The sequence below is a fragment of the Nocardioides pakistanensis genome (assembly GCF_054781215.1).
This window is the reverse complement of sequence record NZ_BAAGUV010000023.1, coordinates 21,233-39,275: the sequence shown is the minus strand read 5'-3', so window position 1 is coordinate 39,275 and position 18,043 is coordinate 21,233. Positions and strand designations below refer to the sequence as shown.

Genomic DNA, 18,043 nt, shown 5'->3' with positions numbered 1-18,043 from the left:
TCGGCGCCTCCGCATAGCGTTCCGGACGTGCGCATCCTCCACACCTCCGACTGGCATCTGGGCAGGTCCTTCCACCGTGAAGGGCTCCTCGACGCCCAGGCGGCCTTCGTCGACCACCTGGTCACGACGGTCGAGGATGAGCAGGTCGACCTCGTCGTCGTCGCCGGGGACATCTACGACCGCGCCCTGCCGCCCGTCGACGCGGTGCAGCTCGCCGACGAGACCTTCGCCCGGCTCGCCGCCTCCCGGGCGCGGGTGGTGGTGACCAGCGGCAACCACGACTCCCAGATCCGGCTGGGCTTCGGTGCGCGGCTCGCGGACGCCGCCGGGATCCACCTGCGCACCCGGTGGCAGGAGGTCGGCACGCCGGTGCTGCTGGAGGACGAGCACGGTCCGGTCGCGGTCCACGGGCTGCCCTACCTCGAGCCCGATGCGGTGCGGACCGCCTGGGACCTGCCGGCGCGCACCCACGAGGCCGCGCTCGCCGAGGCGATGCGTCGCGTCCACGCCGACCTGGACAGCCGGCCCGGCACTCGCTCCGTCGTGCTCGCGCACGCCTTCGTCGCCGGCAACCCCGCCGCTGCCGACGCGATGGCCAGCGACAGCGAGCGTGACATCTCCGTCGGCGGGGTGCAGATCGCCCCGACCCATCTGTTCAACGACGTTGACTATGCCGCCCTGGGCCACCTGCACGGCCGGCAGGTCCTTTCGGAGACGATCCGCTACAGCGGCTCCCCGCTGGCCTACTCGTTCTCGGAGGCACGGCACACCAAGGGCTCCTGGCTCGTCGAGCTCGGCCCGAGCGGGGTGGAGCGGACCGACTTCGTGCCGGCCCCGGTCCCCCGACGGCTGGCCACCCTGCGTGGCCGCATCGACGAGCTGCTCGGAGACCCCGCGCACGCAGCCGTCGAGGACGCCTGGCTCCAGGTGACGGTCACCGACCCCCGGCGGCCTCAGCACGCGATGGAGCGGCTCCGGGCGCGGTTCCCCCACACCCTGCTCCTGGCCTTCGAGCCCGAGGGGGCCCCGCGCGAGCGCGGTCCGGTGATGCCTCGGGTCGACGGCCGCAGCGACTTCGACGTGGCTCTCGGTTTCGTCGCCGAGGTGCGGGCCATGGAGGCCACCACCGAAGAGGCACTGCTCCTGCAGCTGGCCTGCGACTCGTGCCGCATCAACGACGATGCCGACCACCCGCTCACCATCGAGGAGGCCGGCTGATGCGCCTCCATCGGCTGAGTCTCACCGCCTTCGGACCGTTCGCCGCGAGCGAGCACATCGACTTCGACGAGCTGAGCCAGGCGGGACTGTTCCTGCTCACCGGCCCCACGGGCGCGGGCAAGACCACCATCCTCGACGCCGTCTCGTTCGCGCTCTACGGCTCGGTGCCGGGCGTGCGCGGCGTGAAGGCGCTGAAGTCCCAGCACGCCCCCGACGACCGGCGACCGGAGGTGCTGCTCGAGTTCAGCGTGCGCGACCGCAGGTTCGTCGTCCGCCGGAGCCCGGAGTGGCGGCGCGCCAAGCGCCGCGGTGAGGGCTTCACCACCGAGAACGCCACGGCGACCCTGGTCGAGACGACCGATGGTCACGAGCGGCTGCTCAGCTCCCGTGCGCAAGAGGTCGGCCACTTCGTCGGTGAGCTGATCGGGATGGCGGCCACCCAGTTCGTCCAGGTCGCGATGCTGCCCCAGGGCGAGTTCCAACGGTTCCTGCGCGCCAGCTCCCAGGACCGCCACGACGTCCTGCAGCACCTGTTCCGCACCGACCGCTACGCCCGCATCGAGGACTGGGTCCAGGAGCACAGCCGCAGCTTGCGCGAGCAGGCGGCCGCCGGCGAGGCGGCGGTGGTCCGAGCCCTCGACGCTCTCGCCGACCGCGGCCGGTGCGACGTGCCCGAGGACCTCACCGGCGACTCCCTGGGCGGGCCCCAGCCCGCCGCCAGGGCGCTCGCCTGGGCCGACACGCTCCTGGAGAACGCTGCTACCGCCGCCTCCGCCGCACGCGGCCAGCACGACGCCGCGGTTGCCGCGGCCGCCGAGGCACGTGCCCGGCACGCCGAGGCCTCCCGTCTGCACGAGCTGGTCGCCCGCCGACAGCAGGCGACGCTTGCCCTCACCGCGCTGGAGGAGGATGCCGAGTCCGAGAGCGACGCCGTCGCCCGGATCGACGCCGATGACCGGGCCCGGCGATGGCTTCCCCTGGTGGAGATGCTCGGTGAGGCGGCCGAGGCCGTCGACGCGGCCCGGGCGGCCTGGGCCGCCCACGAGGCCGTGCTCCGGACCGCGGACCTCGGCAGGCTGCGGACCGCGGAGCCGGTCACGCCCGAGCCGGTCCCCCGAGAGCCGCTCAGGCCCGAAGCGTTGACCACGCCCGAGGCGCTGACCACCGCCGTGCAGCAGGCGCGCGACCGCGCGAGCAGGCTGGAGGCGCTGGTCCCGCGCGAGCTCGAGCTGCGCGCCGCCCGAGCGCAGCTCGCAGCCGACGAGCAGTCGCTCACCCAATCCCGCGAGGAGCTCGCCGCCGCCAGTGCCCGCCGGGCAGAGATCCCGGCTGCCCTGGCCGCAGCACGGGAGCAGGTGGAGGCCGTCCGCTCCGGGGCGGGCCGTGTCGAGGCGCTGCGAGTCCAGCTGGACCAGGCCCGGGCCCGGCGGGAGGCGGCCGAGCGGGCCGAGGAGTGCGCGCGGTCGCTGGAGCAGCTGCGCGACGCCGCACGCGACGCCCGCGATCGAGCGGCCGACGCCCGCGAGCGGGTCCAGGACCTGACCGCCCGGCGTCTGGCCGGCATCGCTGCCGAGCTCGCGGGCCGGCTCGCCGACGGCGAGGCCTGCCAGGTGTGCGGCAGCACCGACCACCCGGCCCCGGCGGAGCCGGCACCGGGCGCGGTCACCGAAGCCGAGCAGGCACAGGCCACGCGCGAGCACGATGCCGCCACGGCGGCCCACCTGGCCGCACGCGGCAAGGTGGTCCAGGCTCAGGAGCGTCTCGACGGGCTCCTCGTGGCAGCACAAGGCCTCGACAGCGCCGAGGCCGCCGCCGCGGTCCGTCAGCTCGAGGAGGCGCTGGCCGAGGCCAACGGAGCTCAGGCTGCCCTGGCCGAGGCGACGACGCTGGCCGACCGGCTGCAGGAGGAGCACGACGACCTGACCTCGACCGTGCACCGGCACAGCACCACCGTCGCGATGCTCGAGCAGGCCGTCGAGTCGGGTGCGCGGACCACACGCGCGCTGGAGGCCGACCTCGTCGACCTCCTCGGCGAGGTCCCCGCCGCGTCCTCGTTGGTCACCGAGGTCGAGCAGCTGACCGCTCTGGCCGGCGATCTCGAGGCAGCGTGCGACGCCAGACGCGCACTCGACGACGCGATCGCGCGCCATCGCGAGCTCGAGGAGCGGGCACGCGCCGCAGCCGCGGAGCAGGGCTTCGGCGACGTGGACGCCTTGCGGGCCTCGGTCCTGCCGGACGCCGAGCGAGAGCGCCTCGAGGCGATGCTCGCGTCGCGCCGGGAGGCCATCAGCCGCGCACGCGGGGTTCTCGACGAGGAGGCGGTTCGAGCGCTCGGCGACGGCCCACCCCCCGACCTGGCCGGCCTGGCGTCGACGCTCGCCGAGGCCGAGGCCGCGGAGGCAACGGCTGCACGACTGCGGCACTCCCACGAGGAGGCGGTCGAGGCCCTGGCCAGGCACCGATCGCGTCTGGAGGTGGCCCTCTCCACCTGGACGCCGCTGCGCGAGGAGCACCTGCGCGCCGACTCCATGTCGAAGCTCGTCCGCGGGATGGGTGCCGACAACCAGCTGCAGATGCGGCTCTCCGCCTACGTCCTCGCCACCCGCCTCGACCAGGTGGTCGCGGCTGCCAACGAACGCCTGGCCCACATGCGCGACCAGCGCTACCTGCTGCAACGCACCGGCCGGGCTGCGCGCAAGGGCGCTCAGGCGGGGCTGGGGCTGGAGGTGGTCGACCAGTGGACCGGCGACGTCCGCGACCCGGCCACGCTGTCCGGCGGCGAGACCTTCGTGGTCTCGCTCGCGCTGGCTCTCGGCCTGGCAGACGTGGTGACCCAGGAGGCCGGTGGCACCGAGATCCTCACCCTGTTCATCGACGAGGGGTTCGGCAGCCTCGACCCCGACACCCTCGACGACGTGATGGACCGGCTCGACGACCTCCGCTCCGGCGGACGCTGCGTCGGGGTGGTCAGCCACGTGAGCGAGCTGCGCAACCGGATCCCCACCCAGCTCCACGTGGAGAAGGCCAGGACCGGCTCGGTCGTCGTGGTCCGCACGGCGGTCGGCTGATGGCACAGGGCCGGATGACCGCGGTCATCGACATCGACGGGGTGCTGGCCGACGTGCGGCACCGGCTGCACCACCTGCACGCGGCCGCCAAGGACTGGGACGCCTTCTTCGCCGCGGCGGCCGACGACCCACTCCTGCCGGAGGGGCACGAGGTCGCCACCCGCCTGGCCGAGGTCTACGACGTCGTGTACCTCTCGGGCCGCCCCGAGCGCTACCGCGCCGACACCCTCGACTGGCTGAAGCAGCACCGGCTGCCGGCAGGAGAGCTGCTGCTGCGCCCCATGGGCGACCGGCGCCCGGCCAGGCAGGTCAAGGTGGAGGTACTTCGCCGCCTCGCCGAGCAGCAGCCCGTCGTGGTCCTCGTCGACGACGACCCGCAGGTGCTGGCCTCGGCCCGTGACGCGGGCTTCGACGTGCTGCCTGCGGACTGGATGGCCGAGGACGCCACACTCCGCGAGGCTCAGGAGGTCGAGGGCGAGACCTGAATGCTCCGCGCCGCGGCGGGTATCCCCCGTGACGCCCCTGACCCCGACCACATAGCCTCACTGTCATGACCTCAGGAGCACCCGTGCCCCACAGCATCGACCCGGCGTTCACCGCGCTGCCCTACCGTCGGCTCGCCGACGCCGCCCTCGCCCGGGCCAGGGACTTCAACGTCAGTCACGCCGACTTCCGGTTCGAGCGCGTGCGCTACCAGGACATCCGCGTCCGCGACGGTCACCTCCAGGGTGCCGAGGACACCGAGGACCTCGGCTTCGCGGTCCGGGTGATCCTCAACGGTGCCTGGGGGTTCGCCTCCGGCGTCGTGCTGACGCCCGAGTCGGCCGTCCAGGTCGCCGAGACCGCCGTCCGCACCGCGCAGGTGGCCGCGGCGATGACCACCCGGCCGGTCGGCCTGGCCGCCGAGCCGGTCCACGCCGACGTCGAGTGGGTCTCCAGCTACGAGATCGACCCGCTGTCGGTGCCGCTGTCGGAGAAGGCCGAGCTGCTCGCCGGGTGGTCGGCCGGGCTGCTGGAGGGCAAGGCCGTCGCGCACTCCAGCGGGCTGCTCCGCCAGGTGGTGGAGAACAAGTTCTATGCCGACCTCAGCGGCACGTCGACCACCCAGCAACGGGTCCGGGTCGAGCCCGAGTTCGAGGTCTACGGCACCGACGAGGCCAGCGGCCGGTTCGACTCGATGCGCACGATCGCGCCGCCCGCCGGCCGCGGGTGGGAGTACATCGTCGGCGGCGTGCGCGACTGGGCCGCCGAGCTCGCCGAGCTGCCCGAGCTTCTCGCCGAGAAGCTCGGGGCGCCCTCGGTCGACCCGGGCCAGTACGACCTGGTGATCCACCCCTCGAACCTCTGGCTGACCATCCACGAGTCGATCGGCCACGCGACCGAGCTGGACCGAGCCCTGGGCTACGAGGCCAACTACGCCGGCACGTCGTTCGCCACCCCCGACAACCTGGGCACTCTGCAGTACGGCTCGAAGATCATGCACGTCACCGGCGACCGGACGATCGAGCACGGGCTGGCCACCATCGGCTACGACGACGAAGGTGTGCAGACCCAGAGCTGGGACATCATCCGTGACGGGGTCCTGGTCGGCTACCAGCTCGACCGGCCCACCGCGCACCTGATGGGCCTCGAACGCTCCAACGGCTGCGCCTACGCCGACTCCCCCGGCCACATCCCGATCCAGCGGATGGCCAACGTCTCCCTGCAGCCGGCAGCCGACGGACCCGACACCGACGGGCTGATCTCCCAGGTCGAGCGCGGGATCTACGTCGTCGGGGACAACTCCTGGAGCATCGACATGCAGCGCTACAACTTCCAGTTCACCGGACAGCGCTTCTACAAGATCGAGAACGGTCGCCTCGCCGGCCAGCTGCGCGACGTCGCCTACCAGGCCACGACCACCGACTTCTGGAACTCCATGGAGGCCGTGGGAGGGCCGCAGACCTGGGAGCTCGGTGGCGCCTTCAACTGCGGCAAGGCCCAGCCCGGCCAGGTCGCGTCGGTCTCCCACGGCTGCCCGACGGCCCTGTTCCGCGACGTACGCGTGCTCAACACCGCCGCCGAAGCCGGCGCCCAGGACTGAGGAGAGTCATGACCGCCCCCACCCCCCAGGACCTCGTCGAGCACGCCCTGAAGGTCTCCCGCGCCGACAGCTGCATCGTGATCCTCAACGACACGACGTCCGCCAACCTGCGCTGGGCCAACAACACGCTGACCACCAACGGCGTCATGCACAACGTCTCGATGACCGTGATCTCGTTCGCCGGTGCCGGTGAGGGCACCGCGACCGGCTCGGTCAGCGGCAGTGCCTCGTCCCGCGAACAGGTCACCGCTCTGGTCGAGGCGGCCGACGCTGCCGCCCGCGCCAGCACGCCCGCCGAGGACGCAGCCGAGCTCGTCGCCGGTGAGGCCGCCGCGGACTGGTTCGACGAGCCCGAGCGCACCTCGATCGAGGTCTACGAGGACTTCGCCCCTGCACTGGGCGAGGCGTTCCGCAAGGCCACCGCCGAGGACCGGGTGCTCTACGGGTTCGTCGACCACGAGATGACCACGACCTACCTCGCCTCGAGCACCGGGTTGCGGCTCCGTCACGTGCAGCCGACCGGGCACTACGGCTTCACGGGCAAGCCGACCGACCTGTCCAGCAGCGCCTGGGTCGGAGGCGCGACGCGCGACTTCAAGGACGTCGACGCGCTCGCCCTCGACCAGGAGCTGGCACAACGGCTGTCGTGGGCGAGCCGCCGGGTCGACCTCCCCGCCGGGCGCTACGACACGATCCTGCCGCCCACGGCGGTGGCGGACCTGATGATCTACGCCTACTGGAGCGCATCCGCGCGCGAGGCACACGAGGGCCAGTCGGTGTTCTCCCGGCCCGGTGGCGGCACCCGGATCGGCGACCGCCTCTCCCAGCGGCCGGTCCAGCTCTTCTCCGACCCGGCGTACGACGGGCTGCAGGCGGCGCCGTTCGTCACCGCCTCCTCGAGCAGCAACACCAGCAGCGTCTTCGACAACGGCCTGCCGCTGTCGCGCACCGACTGGATCAAGGACGGCACCCTCCAGGCGCTGCTGCAGACCCGGCACTCGGCCGCGATGACCGGGCAGCCGGTCACCCCTGCCGTCGACAACCTCGTGCTCGGTGTCGACGGCGCCCAGGGGTCCCTCGACGCCCTCGTCGGTGACACCGAGCGCGGGCTCCTGCTGACCTGTCTGTGGTACATCCGCGTGGTCGACCCGCAGACCCTGTTGCTGACCGGGCTCACCCGCGACGGGGTGTACCTCGTGGAGAACGGCGAGGTGACCGGCGCGGTCAACAACTTCCGCTTCAACGAGAGCCCGGTCGACCTGCTCGGCCGGCTCTCGCACGCCTCGGCGACCGTGCCGGCGTTCTCGCGGGAGTGGGGCGACTACTTCTCCCGCACCGCGATGCCGGCGCTGCGCGTGCCCGACTTCAACATGTCAAGCGTCAGCCAGGCGAACTGACCGGTTCCATTTCCCCGGTCCCGGCACGGTCGGACCCGGCTGCTCACCGACCGGGAGCCCCGCCGGGTATGGGTGCGCCCGGGTCGTAGGGCACCCGGGTGTAGACGAAGGTGGCGCACACCAGGTGGTTCACGGTGTCGTCCGGGTCCCGGACCACGCGCAGCACCTCGCCGTGGTGGTAGCCGGCGGTGCCGACGAAGGTGCCGCCCTCTGCCGGTCGGAACCTCCCACTGACGGTGCCGCCGGCCAGCGTGCTGACCACGACCTGCTCACCGTCCCAGGCGAACCCGTAGCCGGTGTTGCCCCAGTGCCAGACGCCGAGGAGCTCGGCGACGGCATCCGGCACGTCCGGACTCGGCAGCCACGCGGGTACGACGGTCGGCTCGGTCCGTTCGAGGACGTCGAGCAGCTCGACCGGCAGCCCCTCGCAGCGCAGGCCGGTCGTCGCGTTCGCGAGACAGACCGCCGCCGTCCGGCGTACCCGGTCCACGAACAGGCCGGCCAGGAACCCCGGCATCGAGCCGGTGTGGCCCACGAGCGTGCCCGACCCTCCCGACACCAGGCGGAGGCCGAGACCGTAGCCACCGCTGAGCCCGCCGGCGAGCGACCCGCCCTGCGGCGTGGACATCTCCTCCAGCGTGGACGGCGCGAGCACGTCGGGGTGACCCGCGCGCAGGAACTCGGCGTAGCGGGCGAGGTCGGCGAGCGTGCTCCACAGCTGGCCTGCCGCAGCCATCGCGCCGGTGTCCTGGGCGGGCTCCTCGGTCAGCGTGCCGGCGAAGTGGTGCACGCTGTAGCCGGTCGCCGCGGGAGACGCCGGCAGGTAGGACGTGCGCTCCATCCCGAGCGGCTGCAGGATCCGCGCGCGCACGAGGTCCGACCAGCTCTCGCCACGCAGCCGGGCGACCAGCTCGCCCAGCAGCCCGTAGGCGAGGTTCGTGTAGTGGTAGGTCGCACCCGGCTCGAACGGTGCGGCCTTGTCGTCCACGCCGGCCGCAAGCTCGTCGAACCCGACGCCCGGGCTGCGCTCCCACCAGGATCCGGACGGCTCCGACTGCATGCCCGAGGTGTGCGCGAGCAGCTGCCGGATGGTGCGGTCGCCGTAGCCCACACCGGGCAGGTGGGCGCCGAGCGGGTCGGACAGGCGCAGTCGACCTTCGTCCCGCAGCTGCAGGACCAGCACCGCGGTCATCGTCTTGGTCAGCGACCCGATCCGGTACTGCAGGTCGGGGCCCGGGGCCGGACCGCCGGTGTGGTGGCCATGGGTGCCGGACCAGGCGAGCTCACCGTCGCGCACCACGCCGGCCACCAGGGACGGCAGCCGCCCCGCACGCTGCTCGGCGGCGACGACGGCCTGGAGCCGGCGTCCGGTCAGGTCGGCGACCGTCATGAGGTGGCGAAGGCTTCCGGCGACGGGCAGGTGCACACCAGGTGCCGGTCGCCGTACGCCTGGTCGATCCGCGCCACCGGCGGCCAGTACTTGTCCGGGTCCGGGCCGGTCGGGAACACCGCCTCGTCGCGGGTGTACTCCCGGTCCCACTCGCCGGTGAGCACCGCAGCGGTGTGCGGGGCGCCGCGCAGCGGAGAGCCCTCCGCGGTCCAGTCCCCCGCACCGACCCGGTCGGCCTCCCTGCGGATCGCGATCATCGCGTCGCAGAACCTGTCGAGCTCGGCGAGGTCCTCGCTCTCGGTCGGCTCGACCATCAGCGTCCCTGCGACCGGGAAGCTCATCGTCGGCGCGTGGAAGCCGTAGTCGACAAGGCGTTTCGCCACGTCGTCCACGGTGACGCCGGTGGCCTTCGTCATCGGCCGCAGGTCGAGGATGCACTCGTGGGCGACGAGGCCGTTGTGGCCCCGGTACAGCACCGGGTAGTGCTCGCGCAGCCGGTGCGCGATGTAGTTGGCCGAGAGCACGGCCACCGCGGTGGCGCGGGTCAGCCCTTCGGCGCCCATCATCCGCACGTAGGTCCACGAGATCGGCAGGATCCCGGCCGAGCCGTACGGCGCTGCGCTGATCGGCCCGATCCCCTCCCGCTTCTCCGGCTCCGGGTGCATCGGGTGGCTCGGCAGGTACGGCGCGAGGTGCTCGCGCACCGCGACCGGACCCACTCCTGGCCCCCCACCGCCATGCGGGATGCAGAAGGTCTTGTGCAGGTTGAGGTGGGAGACGTCGCCACCGAACTCCCCCGGCTTCGCGTAGCCGAGCAGAGCGTTGAGGTTGGCCCCGTCGACGTACACCTGCCCGCCGTGGTCGTGCACGACCCGGCACAGCTCGGTGATGCCGTCCTCGAACGCCCCGTGCGTCGAGGGGTAGGTCACCATGATCGCGGCCAGGTCGTCCCGGTGCGCCTCGCACTGCGCGCGCAGGTCGTCGAGGTCCACCGAGCCGTCCTCGGCGGCCTTGACCACGACCACGCGCATCCCCGCCATCACCGCCGACGCGGCATTCGTGCCGTGTGCTGACGACGGGATCAGGCAGACGTCGCGGCCCTGCTCACCGCGGGCGATCTGGTAGGCACGGATCGCGAGCAGCCCAGCGAGCTCGCCCTGGGACCCGGCGTTGGGCTGGATCGAGACCCGGTCGTAGCCGGTCACCTCGGCCAGCCAGCCCTCGAGCTCGGCGATCATCTCCCGATACCCGGCCGCGTCCTCCGCAGGGGCGAACGGGTGCAGGTCCGCGAAGCCGGGCAGGCTGATCGGCTCCATCTCGGTGGTGGCGTTGAGCTTCATCGTGCAGGAGCCGAGCGGGATCATCCCGCGGTCCAGGGCGTAGTCGCGCGCCGACAGCCGCCGGAGGTAGCGCAGCATCGCGGTCTCGGAGCGGTGGCTGTGGAAGACCTCGTGGGTGAGGAACTCCGTGGTGCGCCGCAGCCCCTCGGGCACCGCGTCGGAGGTACGGCGGTCGACCGCATCGACGTCGACGCCGTCGGCGCCGAACGCCGCGAGCACCGCCTCGAGGTGGCTGCGAGCCGTGGTCTCCGACGTCGAGACACCGACGTGGTCGGCGTCCACGAGGCGCAGGTGGACGCCAGCGTCTCGGGCGGCGGACACGACTGCGGCCGCCCGTCCCTCGACCGGCACCAGCAGGGTGTCGAAGAAGCTGTCGTGGACCGGCGGGTGACCCGCGTCGGTGAGCGCCTGCGCGAGGACGGCGGCGTAGCGGTGGGTGCGTCGCGCGATGGTCCGGAGGCCGTCGGGGCCGTGGTAGACGGCGTACATCGAGGCGACCACGGCGAGCAGGACCTGGGCGGTGCAGATGTTGGAGGTCGCCTTGTCGCGGCGGATGTGCTGCTCGCGGGTCTGCAGCGCGAGGCGGTAGGCCGGACGCCCCTCGGCATCGACCGAGACCCCGACCAGCCGGCCGGGCAGGTGACGCTCGATGCCCGCCCGCACCGACATGTAGCCGGCGTGCGGGCCGCCGTAGAACAGCGGCACCCCGAACCGCTGGGTGGAGCCGACCACCACGTCGGCGCCCATCGCACCCGGCGACTCCAGCAGGGTCAGGGCGAGCAGGTCGGCGGCGACCACCGCCATCGCCCCGCGCTCGTGAGCGGCCTCGATCACCGGCCGGGGGTCGAGGATCCGGCCGCTCGCTCCGGGGTACTGCACCAGGACGCCACTGATCGGTCCGTCGGGCAGGCCATCGGCGAGCTCGGCGACCTCGACCTCGATCCCCATCGCGCGGGCCCGGGTCTCCACGACCGCGATCGTCTGCGGCAACGCGTCCGCGTCGACCACGAACCGGCCCTCGGCGTTGCGGTTCGCGCGGCGCACCAGCGTCATCGCCTCCGCGGCCGCCGTGCCCTCGTCCAGCAGCGACGCGTTGGCCGTGGGCAGACCGGTCAGGTCACCGACCATGGTCTGGAAGTTCAACAGCGCCTCGAGCCGGCCCTGGGAGATCTCGGGCTGGTAGGGCGTGTAGGCGGTGTACCAGCTCGGGTCCTCCAGGACGTTGCGGCGCACCACCGGTGGCGTGAACGTGCCGTGGTAGCCGAGGCCGATCATCGGCGCGAGCGGGTTGTTGCGGGCGGCCAGCTCACGCGCCACGCGGGCGGCCTCGGCCTCCCCTGACGCGGCCGGCAGGTCCAGGCTCGAGGGGGTGCGGATGCCGCCGGGCACCGCTGCGTCCATCAGCTCCGGCAGGGAGGAGAACCCGAGCGCGGCCAGCATCCGGGCCTGCTCGGCCTGGCCCGGACCGATGTGGCGGTCCACGAACGGGGCGAGGGCGTCGAGCTCGGACAAGGTGGGCTGGTCGGACACAGAGGCTCCCAGTGACGGCGTTGGCGGGTCGCCTCCCCCTCTGTGGAACCGGCCGGGCCGATCCGTCCAGAGTTGCCTCGTCCGCACGGTCCTGGCGCCTGAGAGGTTCCGGGGAGGTTTGCCCCTTCGGCGCTCCGCAACGAGGACCGCAACCGGTCACCCGACGGAGACTCTCCCGTGCGGTTTCGTCAGCACGGACACGCTACCACCCGAGACGCCACGCGCCCGGCCCCACGACGGGGCCGGGCGCGTGCGAGAGTCGTGGGGGTGCCGGTCAGCCGACCTGCCGGGCGCGGCGACGTGCGGCGAGCTCGTCGGAGGTGCTGCCCTCGGTGACCGCACGCTCGCTGGGAAGCTCGGCCAGCGAACCCTCGATCTCGCGCCAGACGCCGCCGATCGCGATCCCGAAGACACCCTGACCGCCCTGCAGCAGGTCGATCACCTCGTCGTTGCTGGTGCACTCGTAGACGCTGGCGCCATCGCTCATCAAGGTGACGCGGGTCAGGTCGTCGGTGCCGCGGGCGCGCAGGTGGTGCACCGCGGTGCGGATCTGCTGCAGCGAGATGCCGGCGTCCAGGAGCCGCTTGATCACCTTCAGCAGCAGGATGTCGCGGAAGGAGTAGAGGCGCTGCGTGCCGGAGCCGGAGGCCCCGCGCACGCTGGGCTCGACCAGGCCGGTGCGCGCCCAGTAGTCGAGCTGGCGGTAGGTGATCCCGGCTGCGTTGCAGGCCGTCGGGCCGCGGTAGCCGGCGTCCTGCGGCAGCGGTGAGACGTCGTCGTCGAACAGGAGGCCCTGCTCGTCGGCAGCGGCGGCAGCCCTCTCGGCAGCGGTGTCGTCAGCTGTCTTGGCAGCCTCGTCGCCGTTCCTGGTCACGTGAACCTCCGTCGTCCGCTCCGTGGTGCATGCAACTCCTGAAGGGGGAAGCCATCGCGCCCGGGTGGAGCACAACGGTGGAGTTACAACGGAGACATCACCAAGGTAGGCGCCCGCCGGGCGTCGGTCAACGACAACGGACACGCTCGTCCGGCGTGTCGCAAACCTCAACTAGAGGTTGAGGGTTCAGTGGCTCTCGAAGTCCTCCGGGGACACGTGGTCGAGGAACTCGCGGAACTTCTCCACCTCGTCCTCCTGCTCGTCGGGGACGGCCAGCCCGGCCTCGGCGAGCACCTCGTCGGCGCACACGATCTTCGACCCCGTGCGCAGGGCCAACGCGATGGAGTCGGAGGGACGGGCACTGATCTCCACCCCGGACTCCAGCACCAGCAACGCGTAGAACACGCCGTCGCGCATCTCGGTGATCCGCACCTCGGCGAGGTCGTTGCCCGTGGCGGAGATGAGCTCCTTCATCAGGTCGTGGGTCAACGGCCGCGGCGGCACGACGCCCTGCTGGGCGAAGGCGATCGCGGTCGCCTCGACCGCACCGATCCAGATCGGGAGGTACCGGTCGCCGGCGACCTCCCGGAGCAGGACGATGGGCTGGTTCGAGGGCATCTCGACCCGGACACCGATCACGTCGACTTCTCGCACGTGCTCAGCCTACTCCGCGCCACAAGCCCCGCCAGGCTGGGAAACGACCATCGGAGCCGAGCCGGAGCGCCGCCCGGGAGACGTTCCGGTCCTCAGCGCGAGGAACGAAGTCCGGCCCGCACCAGGGTCGCGTGCAGCCGCACGGACAGGGCCGCGATCTGGGCGATCGCGTCGTCGGCACGGGCCTGGGCTCCGGCGTCGCGACCACGCCGCAGCGGCGAGACCACCTGCTCCACCAGGCCGACCTCGCGGTCCGCGGCGGTCTTGAACGCCCGCAGGTGCCGCGGCTCCAGACCGAAGGCGGCCAGCTCCCCGGCGGCCTTGGCGATCACCAGTGCCTCGCCGTCGTAGTGGTGGGCGCCGGGCCGCCGCTTCACCAGACCGAAGGTCTCGAGCTGCTCGAGGAAGTCCTCGTCGACCTCTGCACCGGAGAGCAGCTCTGCCCGCGACAGCCGTAGCTCGGACGCCTCACGGGCGAACGTGTCGGGCGCCGGGTAGCCGTCACCGGCCAGGACCACGCGCGGGACCTGCGGACCCGCACCGGCAACGGCCGGCGGCTCGAGGCCCCGGTCGATCGCGTCGAGGTGCTCCTTGATCACCTTCAGCGGCAGGTAGTGCTCCCGCTGGCTGGTCAGCACGTAGCGCAGCCGCTCGACGTCGCGGTGGGAGAACTTCCGGTAGCCCGACGGCGTCCGTTCGGGCTCGATCAGCCCCTCGGCCTCAAGGAACCGGATCTTGGAGATGCTGACTTCGGGGAAGTCGGCCCGGAGCAGCGAGAGCACCTCCCCGATGCTCATCCGGGCCCGCGACGACGCCGCCTGGCTCACTGCGACTTGCCCGCTCCTGCGTGGCTGGCGAAGTACACCAGTCGGTACTTGCCGATCTGGACCTCGTCCCCGTTCTGGAGCTCGACCTCGTCGATCCGGTCGCGGTTGACGTAGGTCCCGTTGAGGCTGCCTACGTCGGCGACACGGTAGCCGCCCGGGCCACGACGGAACTCGGCGTGCCGACGGGAGACGGTCACGTCGTCGAGGAAGATCTCGCTCTCCGGGTGGCGACCGGCGCCGACGACATCGGTGTCGAGCAGGAAGCGGCTGCCGGCACTCGGACCCCGCTGCACCACGAGCAGCGCGCTGCCGGCGGGCAGGGCGTCGACCGCGGCCGCGTCGGCCTCGTTGAGCGCGGCACGCTCCTCGGCGCCCTCCGGCTTGGCCGGTGCGCCGAAGGTGATCGTCGCGGTGGTCTCGCCGGGCGTCTCCTGGTCCCCCGCCGGTGCGGCCGTCTCGAGCCGCTTCCCGCACTGGGAGCAGAATCGCGCGTCGTCTGGGTTCCGGTGTCCGCACTCGGTGCAGAACGGCATGTTCAGCCTCCCGTTGGCATTGGCCTCAACCCTCAACGAGTAGTCGAGGTTGATGGTTCCCCGAACCTATCAGTCACACGGTGCCGATCAAGTCCGATTGCGCCGACCGGCGTACGACTCAGGACTCCAGGCTCGCCTGGTAGCCGGCGGCGTCCAGCAGCGCGTCGAGGTCGGCCTGGGCCGCGCCGGTGACCTCGAACAACCAGCCCTCGCCGTACGGGTCGGAGTTGACCAGCTCGGGCGAGCCGTCGAGGGCCTCGTTGCGCGCGACCACCTTGCCGCCGACCGGTGCGTAGATGTCGCTGACCGACTTGGTCGACTCGAGCTCGCCCACGGTGTCGCCGGCGGCGATCTCGGCACCGACCTCAGGGAGCGAGACGAAGACGATGTCGCCGAGCGCATCCTGGGCGTAGTGCGTGATGCCGATGCGGACCGAGCCCTCGGTCTCACCGGGGCTGCGCACCCACTCGTGCTCGCTGCTGTACTTGAGGTCCTCGGGGTACACGGCACTCCTCGTCGGTGTGGTCGCTGACCGCGGTTGCGGACGGCTGCAGGCTACTCCGTGTCGGTCGGCTCGGCGTACTCCGGCTCGCGCGGCTCCACCAGGGTGGCGACCTCGACGCTGGAGCTCTCCTCGATCACGACGTCGCCGCCGATGGTGTTGGGGTCCTCGATGTCCTCGACGAAGCCGCCGTAGATGTTCAGCGCACCGGCCAGGGTCTTGGGATCGCCGATCACCTCCAGGGTGTACGGCGCGGCCAGCTCGGTGCCGTCCACGACGATCCCGTCCTCGCCGTCCTCGAGCGCGGTCTGCGCGACGACCCGGACCGTGTTGTTGATCTCGATCGCCTCCGCCCCGGCGTCGCGCAGCTCCTCGATCCCGTTGAGCATCTGGTCGATGCCGACCTTGCCCTCGGGGTCCTCGACGGTGACCACGATGCCCTGGCCCACCGCCGGGAGCTCGCCGGCCAGGATCCCGAGCACGTTGGCCCGCTCCCGCGCCTGCTCGAGGGCGGCCCGCCGGCTGTCGGTGTCGCTGCGCAGCGAGGCCCGGGTCTGCTCCAGCTGGGCGATGTCGTTCTCGGTGCGCTGGGAGGCGCTGGCCAGCGAGTTGAGCAGCTGGACGAGGTCCTCCTCACGCATGCCTTCGTAGTCGTTGTCGCGCTCGTTGGACTGCACCTGGACGACGCTCGCGAACCCGACGACCGCGAGCAGCACGGCCGCGGTGATCTGTCCCCGCGAGCTCGGACGCTTCAGCGCCGCGACCAGGCGGTCGCGTCCCGGAGAGGTGCTCACCTCGGACTCCTCAGGCATGGAAGATGTGACGGCGGATGGCCGCGACGTTGGAGAAGATGCGGATGCCGAGCACGACGATGACGCCGGTGGAGAGCTGCCCGCCCACGCCGAGCTTGTCACCGAGGTAGACGATCAGGGCCGCGATCAGCACGTTGCTGATGAACGAGATCACGAACACCTTGTCGTCGAAGATGCCGTCGAGGAACGCCCGGAGTGCACCGAAGACCGCGTCGAGCGCCGCGACCACGGCGATCGGCAGGTAGGGCTCGAGCCACAGGGGCACCTCCGGCTGCAGCATCAACCCGAGGACGACCCCGACCAGGAGCCCGAGGCCAGCGATCATCGTGTCTCTCCCTGGGTGACGTGACGGAGGTTGAGCCGCCGAGCCGGCGCGGCCGGCAGGCGTAGGGACGCCTCCTCGGTCATGGCGAACTGCAGTCGGTTGACCGATCGGAGATCGAGCCAGTCCTGTCCGTGCTCGGTCTCGACGAACCGTGCCGGCATCGTATCGGGGTCCCCCACCGCCAGCACGGTGTAGGGGCGGGACAGGGAGACGAAGTTGACCGTGATCGCGGACCCGGCGGTCCGGATCGTCGAGAGCGCCGTCAACCGCTGCCCGTTGATCGAGATCGCCTCCGCACCCGAGGCCCACAGCGCGTTGACGAGCTTCTGCAGGTCCTTGTCGAGCACCCGCTCGACGTCGCTGACCGCGTCGGGTGCGTCGTCCACGACCACCTTCACCCCGGGCCCGGTCACGGAGACCGCACCGGTCAGCCCGCCGAGCCGGTCGAGCCGCGCCGAGAGCGCCCGCCCGCGGGCCGTGGTGTCGAGGAAGGTGCTCTGCAGCGACTCGATCTCCGCGCGCAGGTTCGCCACGCGCTCGCGCCGGGCGTCCACCTGGGCGGAGCGGGCGTTGATCTGGGTGATCAGCGACTCCCTGCTGCTGGAGTCGTCGTCGGCGTTGCGGGCGGTCTGCACCGCGGCGGTGGTGACCAGGACGCCGAACAGGCCCATCACCACGAGGGCGGCCAGCCCTGGCCTGAGCGGTGACTGCCGGTCGCCGGCACCGTCCTCCTCCGCGCGCCGGGCCACGTGCGCGTAGTCCTCGTCCATCGAGTGCGCGGTGACGTAGTCGAGCAGGGGCATCAGCACCTGGTCGGGCACGCCGGTCTTCTGCTCAGCCGCCATCGAGATTCGGCGCCCTTCTGTCCCGGTCCGCCAGGAGCTTGCGCACCTGCCAGGCGTAGAGCAGTCCCGCCCACCAGTACAGGCCGGTCCCCCAGATCGCGAAGGCCCAGCCGAACACCTGCGCCAAGGTCGCCACCACGCCCTCCCCATCACCGAGGAGCAGCAGGGGGAAGGCGTAGAGCAGGTTCGCGGTGGCCGCCTTGCCGAGGAAGTGCACCGGCAGCGCGTGGTAGCCACGCGTGCGCAGGAACGGCACCAGGCCCCACAGCAGCAGGTCTCGCGCCGGGAGCAGTACGGCGAGCCACCACGGGATGATGTCGCGGAACGCGAGGCCGACGACGACGGCGAGGATGTAGAGCCGGTCGGCGACCGGGTCGAGGATCTGCCCGAGCTGGGAGGTCTGTCCCAACCGCCGTGCGAGGTAGCCGTCGAGCCAGTCGGTGACCCCGGAGAGCATGAGCACGCCGAGGGCCCAACCGTCCGCCTCGGGACCGAGCACGAGCCACAGGAACAGCGGTACCCCGGCCAGGCGGACCAGGCTGATGATGTTCGGGATGGTCCAGACGCGCTCGCCACGCGAGGCAACCGCGCCCTGCTCTTCCACGACTCTCCTCGCTGCATGTCCTTGCCCGACGACACGTAACC

General features: G+C 72.0%; 16 protein-coding genes and 1 riboswitch. Of the genes, 5 read left to right on the top strand and 11 right to left on the bottom strand.

The window, feature by feature from the left end:
• Positions 1-27: 27 nt before the first annotated feature.
• From ACYVIH_RS09780 to ACYVIH_RS09760, 5 genes are all read left to right on the top strand, one after another.
• Positions 28-1,218 carry an exonuclease SbcCD subunit D gene (locus ACYVIH_RS09780; protein ID WP_460868705.1) on the top strand — a complete coding sequence of 397 codons (1,191 nt, stop codon included), beginning with the start codon at positions 28-30 and terminating at the stop codon, positions 1,216-1,218.
• Positions 1,218-4,286 carry an AAA family ATPase gene (locus ACYVIH_RS09775; protein ID WP_460868702.1) on the top strand — a complete coding sequence of 1,023 codons (3,069 nt, stop codon included), beginning with the start codon at positions 1,218-1,220 and terminating at the stop codon, positions 4,284-4,286. The genes ACYVIH_RS09780 and ACYVIH_RS09775 overlap by 1 nt, the downstream gene beginning before the upstream one ends.
• Positions 4,286-4,771 carry a phosphatase domain-containing protein gene (locus tag ACYVIH_RS09770; RefSeq protein ID WP_460868699.1) on the top strand — a complete coding sequence of 162 codons (486 nt, stop codon included), beginning with the start codon at positions 4,286-4,288 and terminating at the stop codon, positions 4,769-4,771. The genes ACYVIH_RS09775 and ACYVIH_RS09770 overlap by 1 nt, the downstream gene beginning before the upstream one ends.
• A 65-nt stretch (positions 4,772-4,836) precedes the next feature.
• Positions 4,837-6,369, top strand: coding sequence for a TldD/PmbA family protein (locus tag ACYVIH_RS09765; RefSeq protein WP_460868697.1), 1,533 nt, complete (start codon positions 4,837-4,839; stop codon positions 6,367-6,369).
• 8 nt (positions 6,370-6,377) lie between these two features.
• On the top strand, positions 6,378-7,766 hold the full coding sequence (locus tag ACYVIH_RS09760) for a metallopeptidase TldD-related protein (RefSeq protein WP_460868695.1): 1,389 nt from the start codon (positions 6,378-6,380) through the stop codon (positions 7,764-7,766).
• Between the two features lie 43 nt (positions 7,767-7,809).
• On the opposite strand, the gene ACYVIH_RS09755 is transcribed toward ACYVIH_RS09760, so the two are convergent.
• The 11 genes from ACYVIH_RS09755 to ACYVIH_RS09705 form a co-directional block, all read right to left on the bottom strand.
• A complete protein-coding gene (locus tag ACYVIH_RS09755; RefSeq protein WP_460868692.1) occupies positions 7,810-9,156 on the bottom strand; it encodes a serine hydrolase domain-containing protein in 1,347 nt (448 codons plus the stop codon).
• On the bottom strand, positions 9,153-12,026 hold the full coding sequence (gene gcvP, locus ACYVIH_RS09750; RefSeq protein ID WP_460868690.1) for an aminomethyl-transferring glycine dehydrogenase: 2,874 nt from the start codon (positions 12,024-12,026) through the stop codon (positions 9,153-9,155). The genes ACYVIH_RS09755 and gcvP overlap by 4 nt, the downstream gene beginning before the upstream one ends.
• Before the next feature lie 76 nt (positions 12,027-12,102).
• A riboswitch (glycine riboswitch) is annotated at positions 12,103-12,214 on the bottom strand.
• Positions 12,215-12,300: 86 nt separating this feature from the next.
• Positions 12,301-12,900 (bottom strand): MerR family transcriptional regulator, encoded by a 600-nt coding sequence (locus ACYVIH_RS09745; protein WP_460868688.1) that lies wholly within the window; start codon positions 12,898-12,900, stop codon positions 12,301-12,303.
• A gap of 186 nt (positions 12,901-13,086) precedes the next feature.
• Complete coding sequence (locus ACYVIH_RS09740; protein WP_460868685.1) at positions 13,087-13,554, bottom strand: bifunctional nuclease family protein; 468 nt, start codon at positions 13,552-13,554, stop codon at positions 13,087-13,089.
• A gap of 92 nt (positions 13,555-13,646) precedes the next feature.
• Entirely contained in the window at positions 13,647-14,381 is a 735-nt protein-coding gene (gene ftsR, locus ACYVIH_RS09735; RefSeq protein WP_460868683.1) for a transcriptional regulator FtsR, read from the bottom strand.
• Entirely contained in the window at positions 14,378-14,914 is a 537-nt protein-coding gene (locus ACYVIH_RS09730) for an FHA domain-containing protein (RefSeq protein WP_460868681.1), read from the bottom strand. Before ACYVIH_RS09730 ends, ftsR begins: the two co-directional genes overlap by 4 nt.
• A 118-nt stretch (positions 14,915-15,032) precedes the next feature.
• On the bottom strand, positions 15,033-15,419 hold the full coding sequence (gene gcvH / locus ACYVIH_RS09725) for a glycine cleavage system protein GcvH (RefSeq protein WP_460868679.1): 387 nt from the start codon (positions 15,417-15,419) through the stop codon (positions 15,033-15,035).
• Positions 15,420-15,469: 50 nt separating this feature from the next.
• A complete protein-coding gene (locus tag ACYVIH_RS09720; RefSeq protein ID WP_460868677.1) occupies positions 15,470-16,210 on the bottom strand; it encodes a DUF881 domain-containing protein in 741 nt (246 codons plus the stop codon).
• Between the two features lie 10 nt (positions 16,211-16,220).
• A complete protein-coding gene (locus ACYVIH_RS09715; RefSeq protein ID WP_460868675.1) occupies positions 16,221-16,553 on the bottom strand; it encodes a small basic family protein in 333 nt (110 codons plus the stop codon).
• On the bottom strand, positions 16,550-17,398 hold the full coding sequence (locus tag ACYVIH_RS09710) for a DUF881 domain-containing protein (protein ID WP_460868673.1): 849 nt from the start codon (positions 17,396-17,398) through the stop codon (positions 16,550-16,552). The genes ACYVIH_RS09715 and ACYVIH_RS09710 overlap by 4 nt, the downstream gene beginning before the upstream one ends.
• Complete coding sequence (locus ACYVIH_RS09705; protein WP_460868671.1) at positions 17,388-18,002, bottom strand: CDP-alcohol phosphatidyltransferase family protein; 615 nt, start codon at positions 18,000-18,002, stop codon at positions 17,388-17,390. The genes ACYVIH_RS09710 and ACYVIH_RS09705 overlap by 11 nt, the downstream gene beginning before the upstream one ends.
• Between the last annotated feature and the right edge of the window lie 41 nt (positions 18,003-18,043).

What these genes read in the sequence shown, in the direction of transcription:
- ACYVIH_RS09775 (WP_460868702.1), top strand. Translation starts at nt 1,218, where the DNA reads ATGCGCCTCCATCGGCTGAGTCTCACCGCCTTCGGACCGTTCGCCGCG.
- ACYVIH_RS09770 (WP_460868699.1), top strand. Translation starts at nt 4,286, where the DNA reads ATGGCACAGGGCCGGATGACCGCGGTCATCGACATCGACGGGGTGCTG.
- ACYVIH_RS09765 (WP_460868697.1), top strand. Translation starts at nt 4,837, where the DNA reads ATGACCTCAGGAGCACCCGTGCCCCACAGCATCGACCCGGCGTTCACC.
- ACYVIH_RS09760 (WP_460868695.1), top strand. Translation starts at nt 6,378, where the DNA reads ATGACCGCCCCCACCCCCCAGGACCTCGTCGAGCACGCCCTGAAGGTC.
- ACYVIH_RS09755 (WP_460868692.1), bottom strand. Translation starts at nt 9,156, where the DNA reads ATGACGGTCGCCGACCTGACCGGACGCCGGCTCCAGGCCGTCGTCGCC.
- ACYVIH_RS09730 (WP_460868681.1), bottom strand. Translation starts at nt 14,914, where the DNA reads ATGCCGTTCTGCACCGAGTGCGGACACCGGAACCCAGACGACGCGCGA.
- ACYVIH_RS09715 (WP_460868675.1), bottom strand. Translation starts at nt 16,553, where the DNA reads ATGATCGCTGGCCTCGGGCTCCTGGTCGGGGTCGTCCTCGGGTTGATG.
- ACYVIH_RS09710 (WP_460868673.1), bottom strand. Translation starts at nt 17,398, where the DNA reads ATGGCGGCTGAGCAGAAGACCGGCGTGCCCGACCAGGTGCTGATGCCC.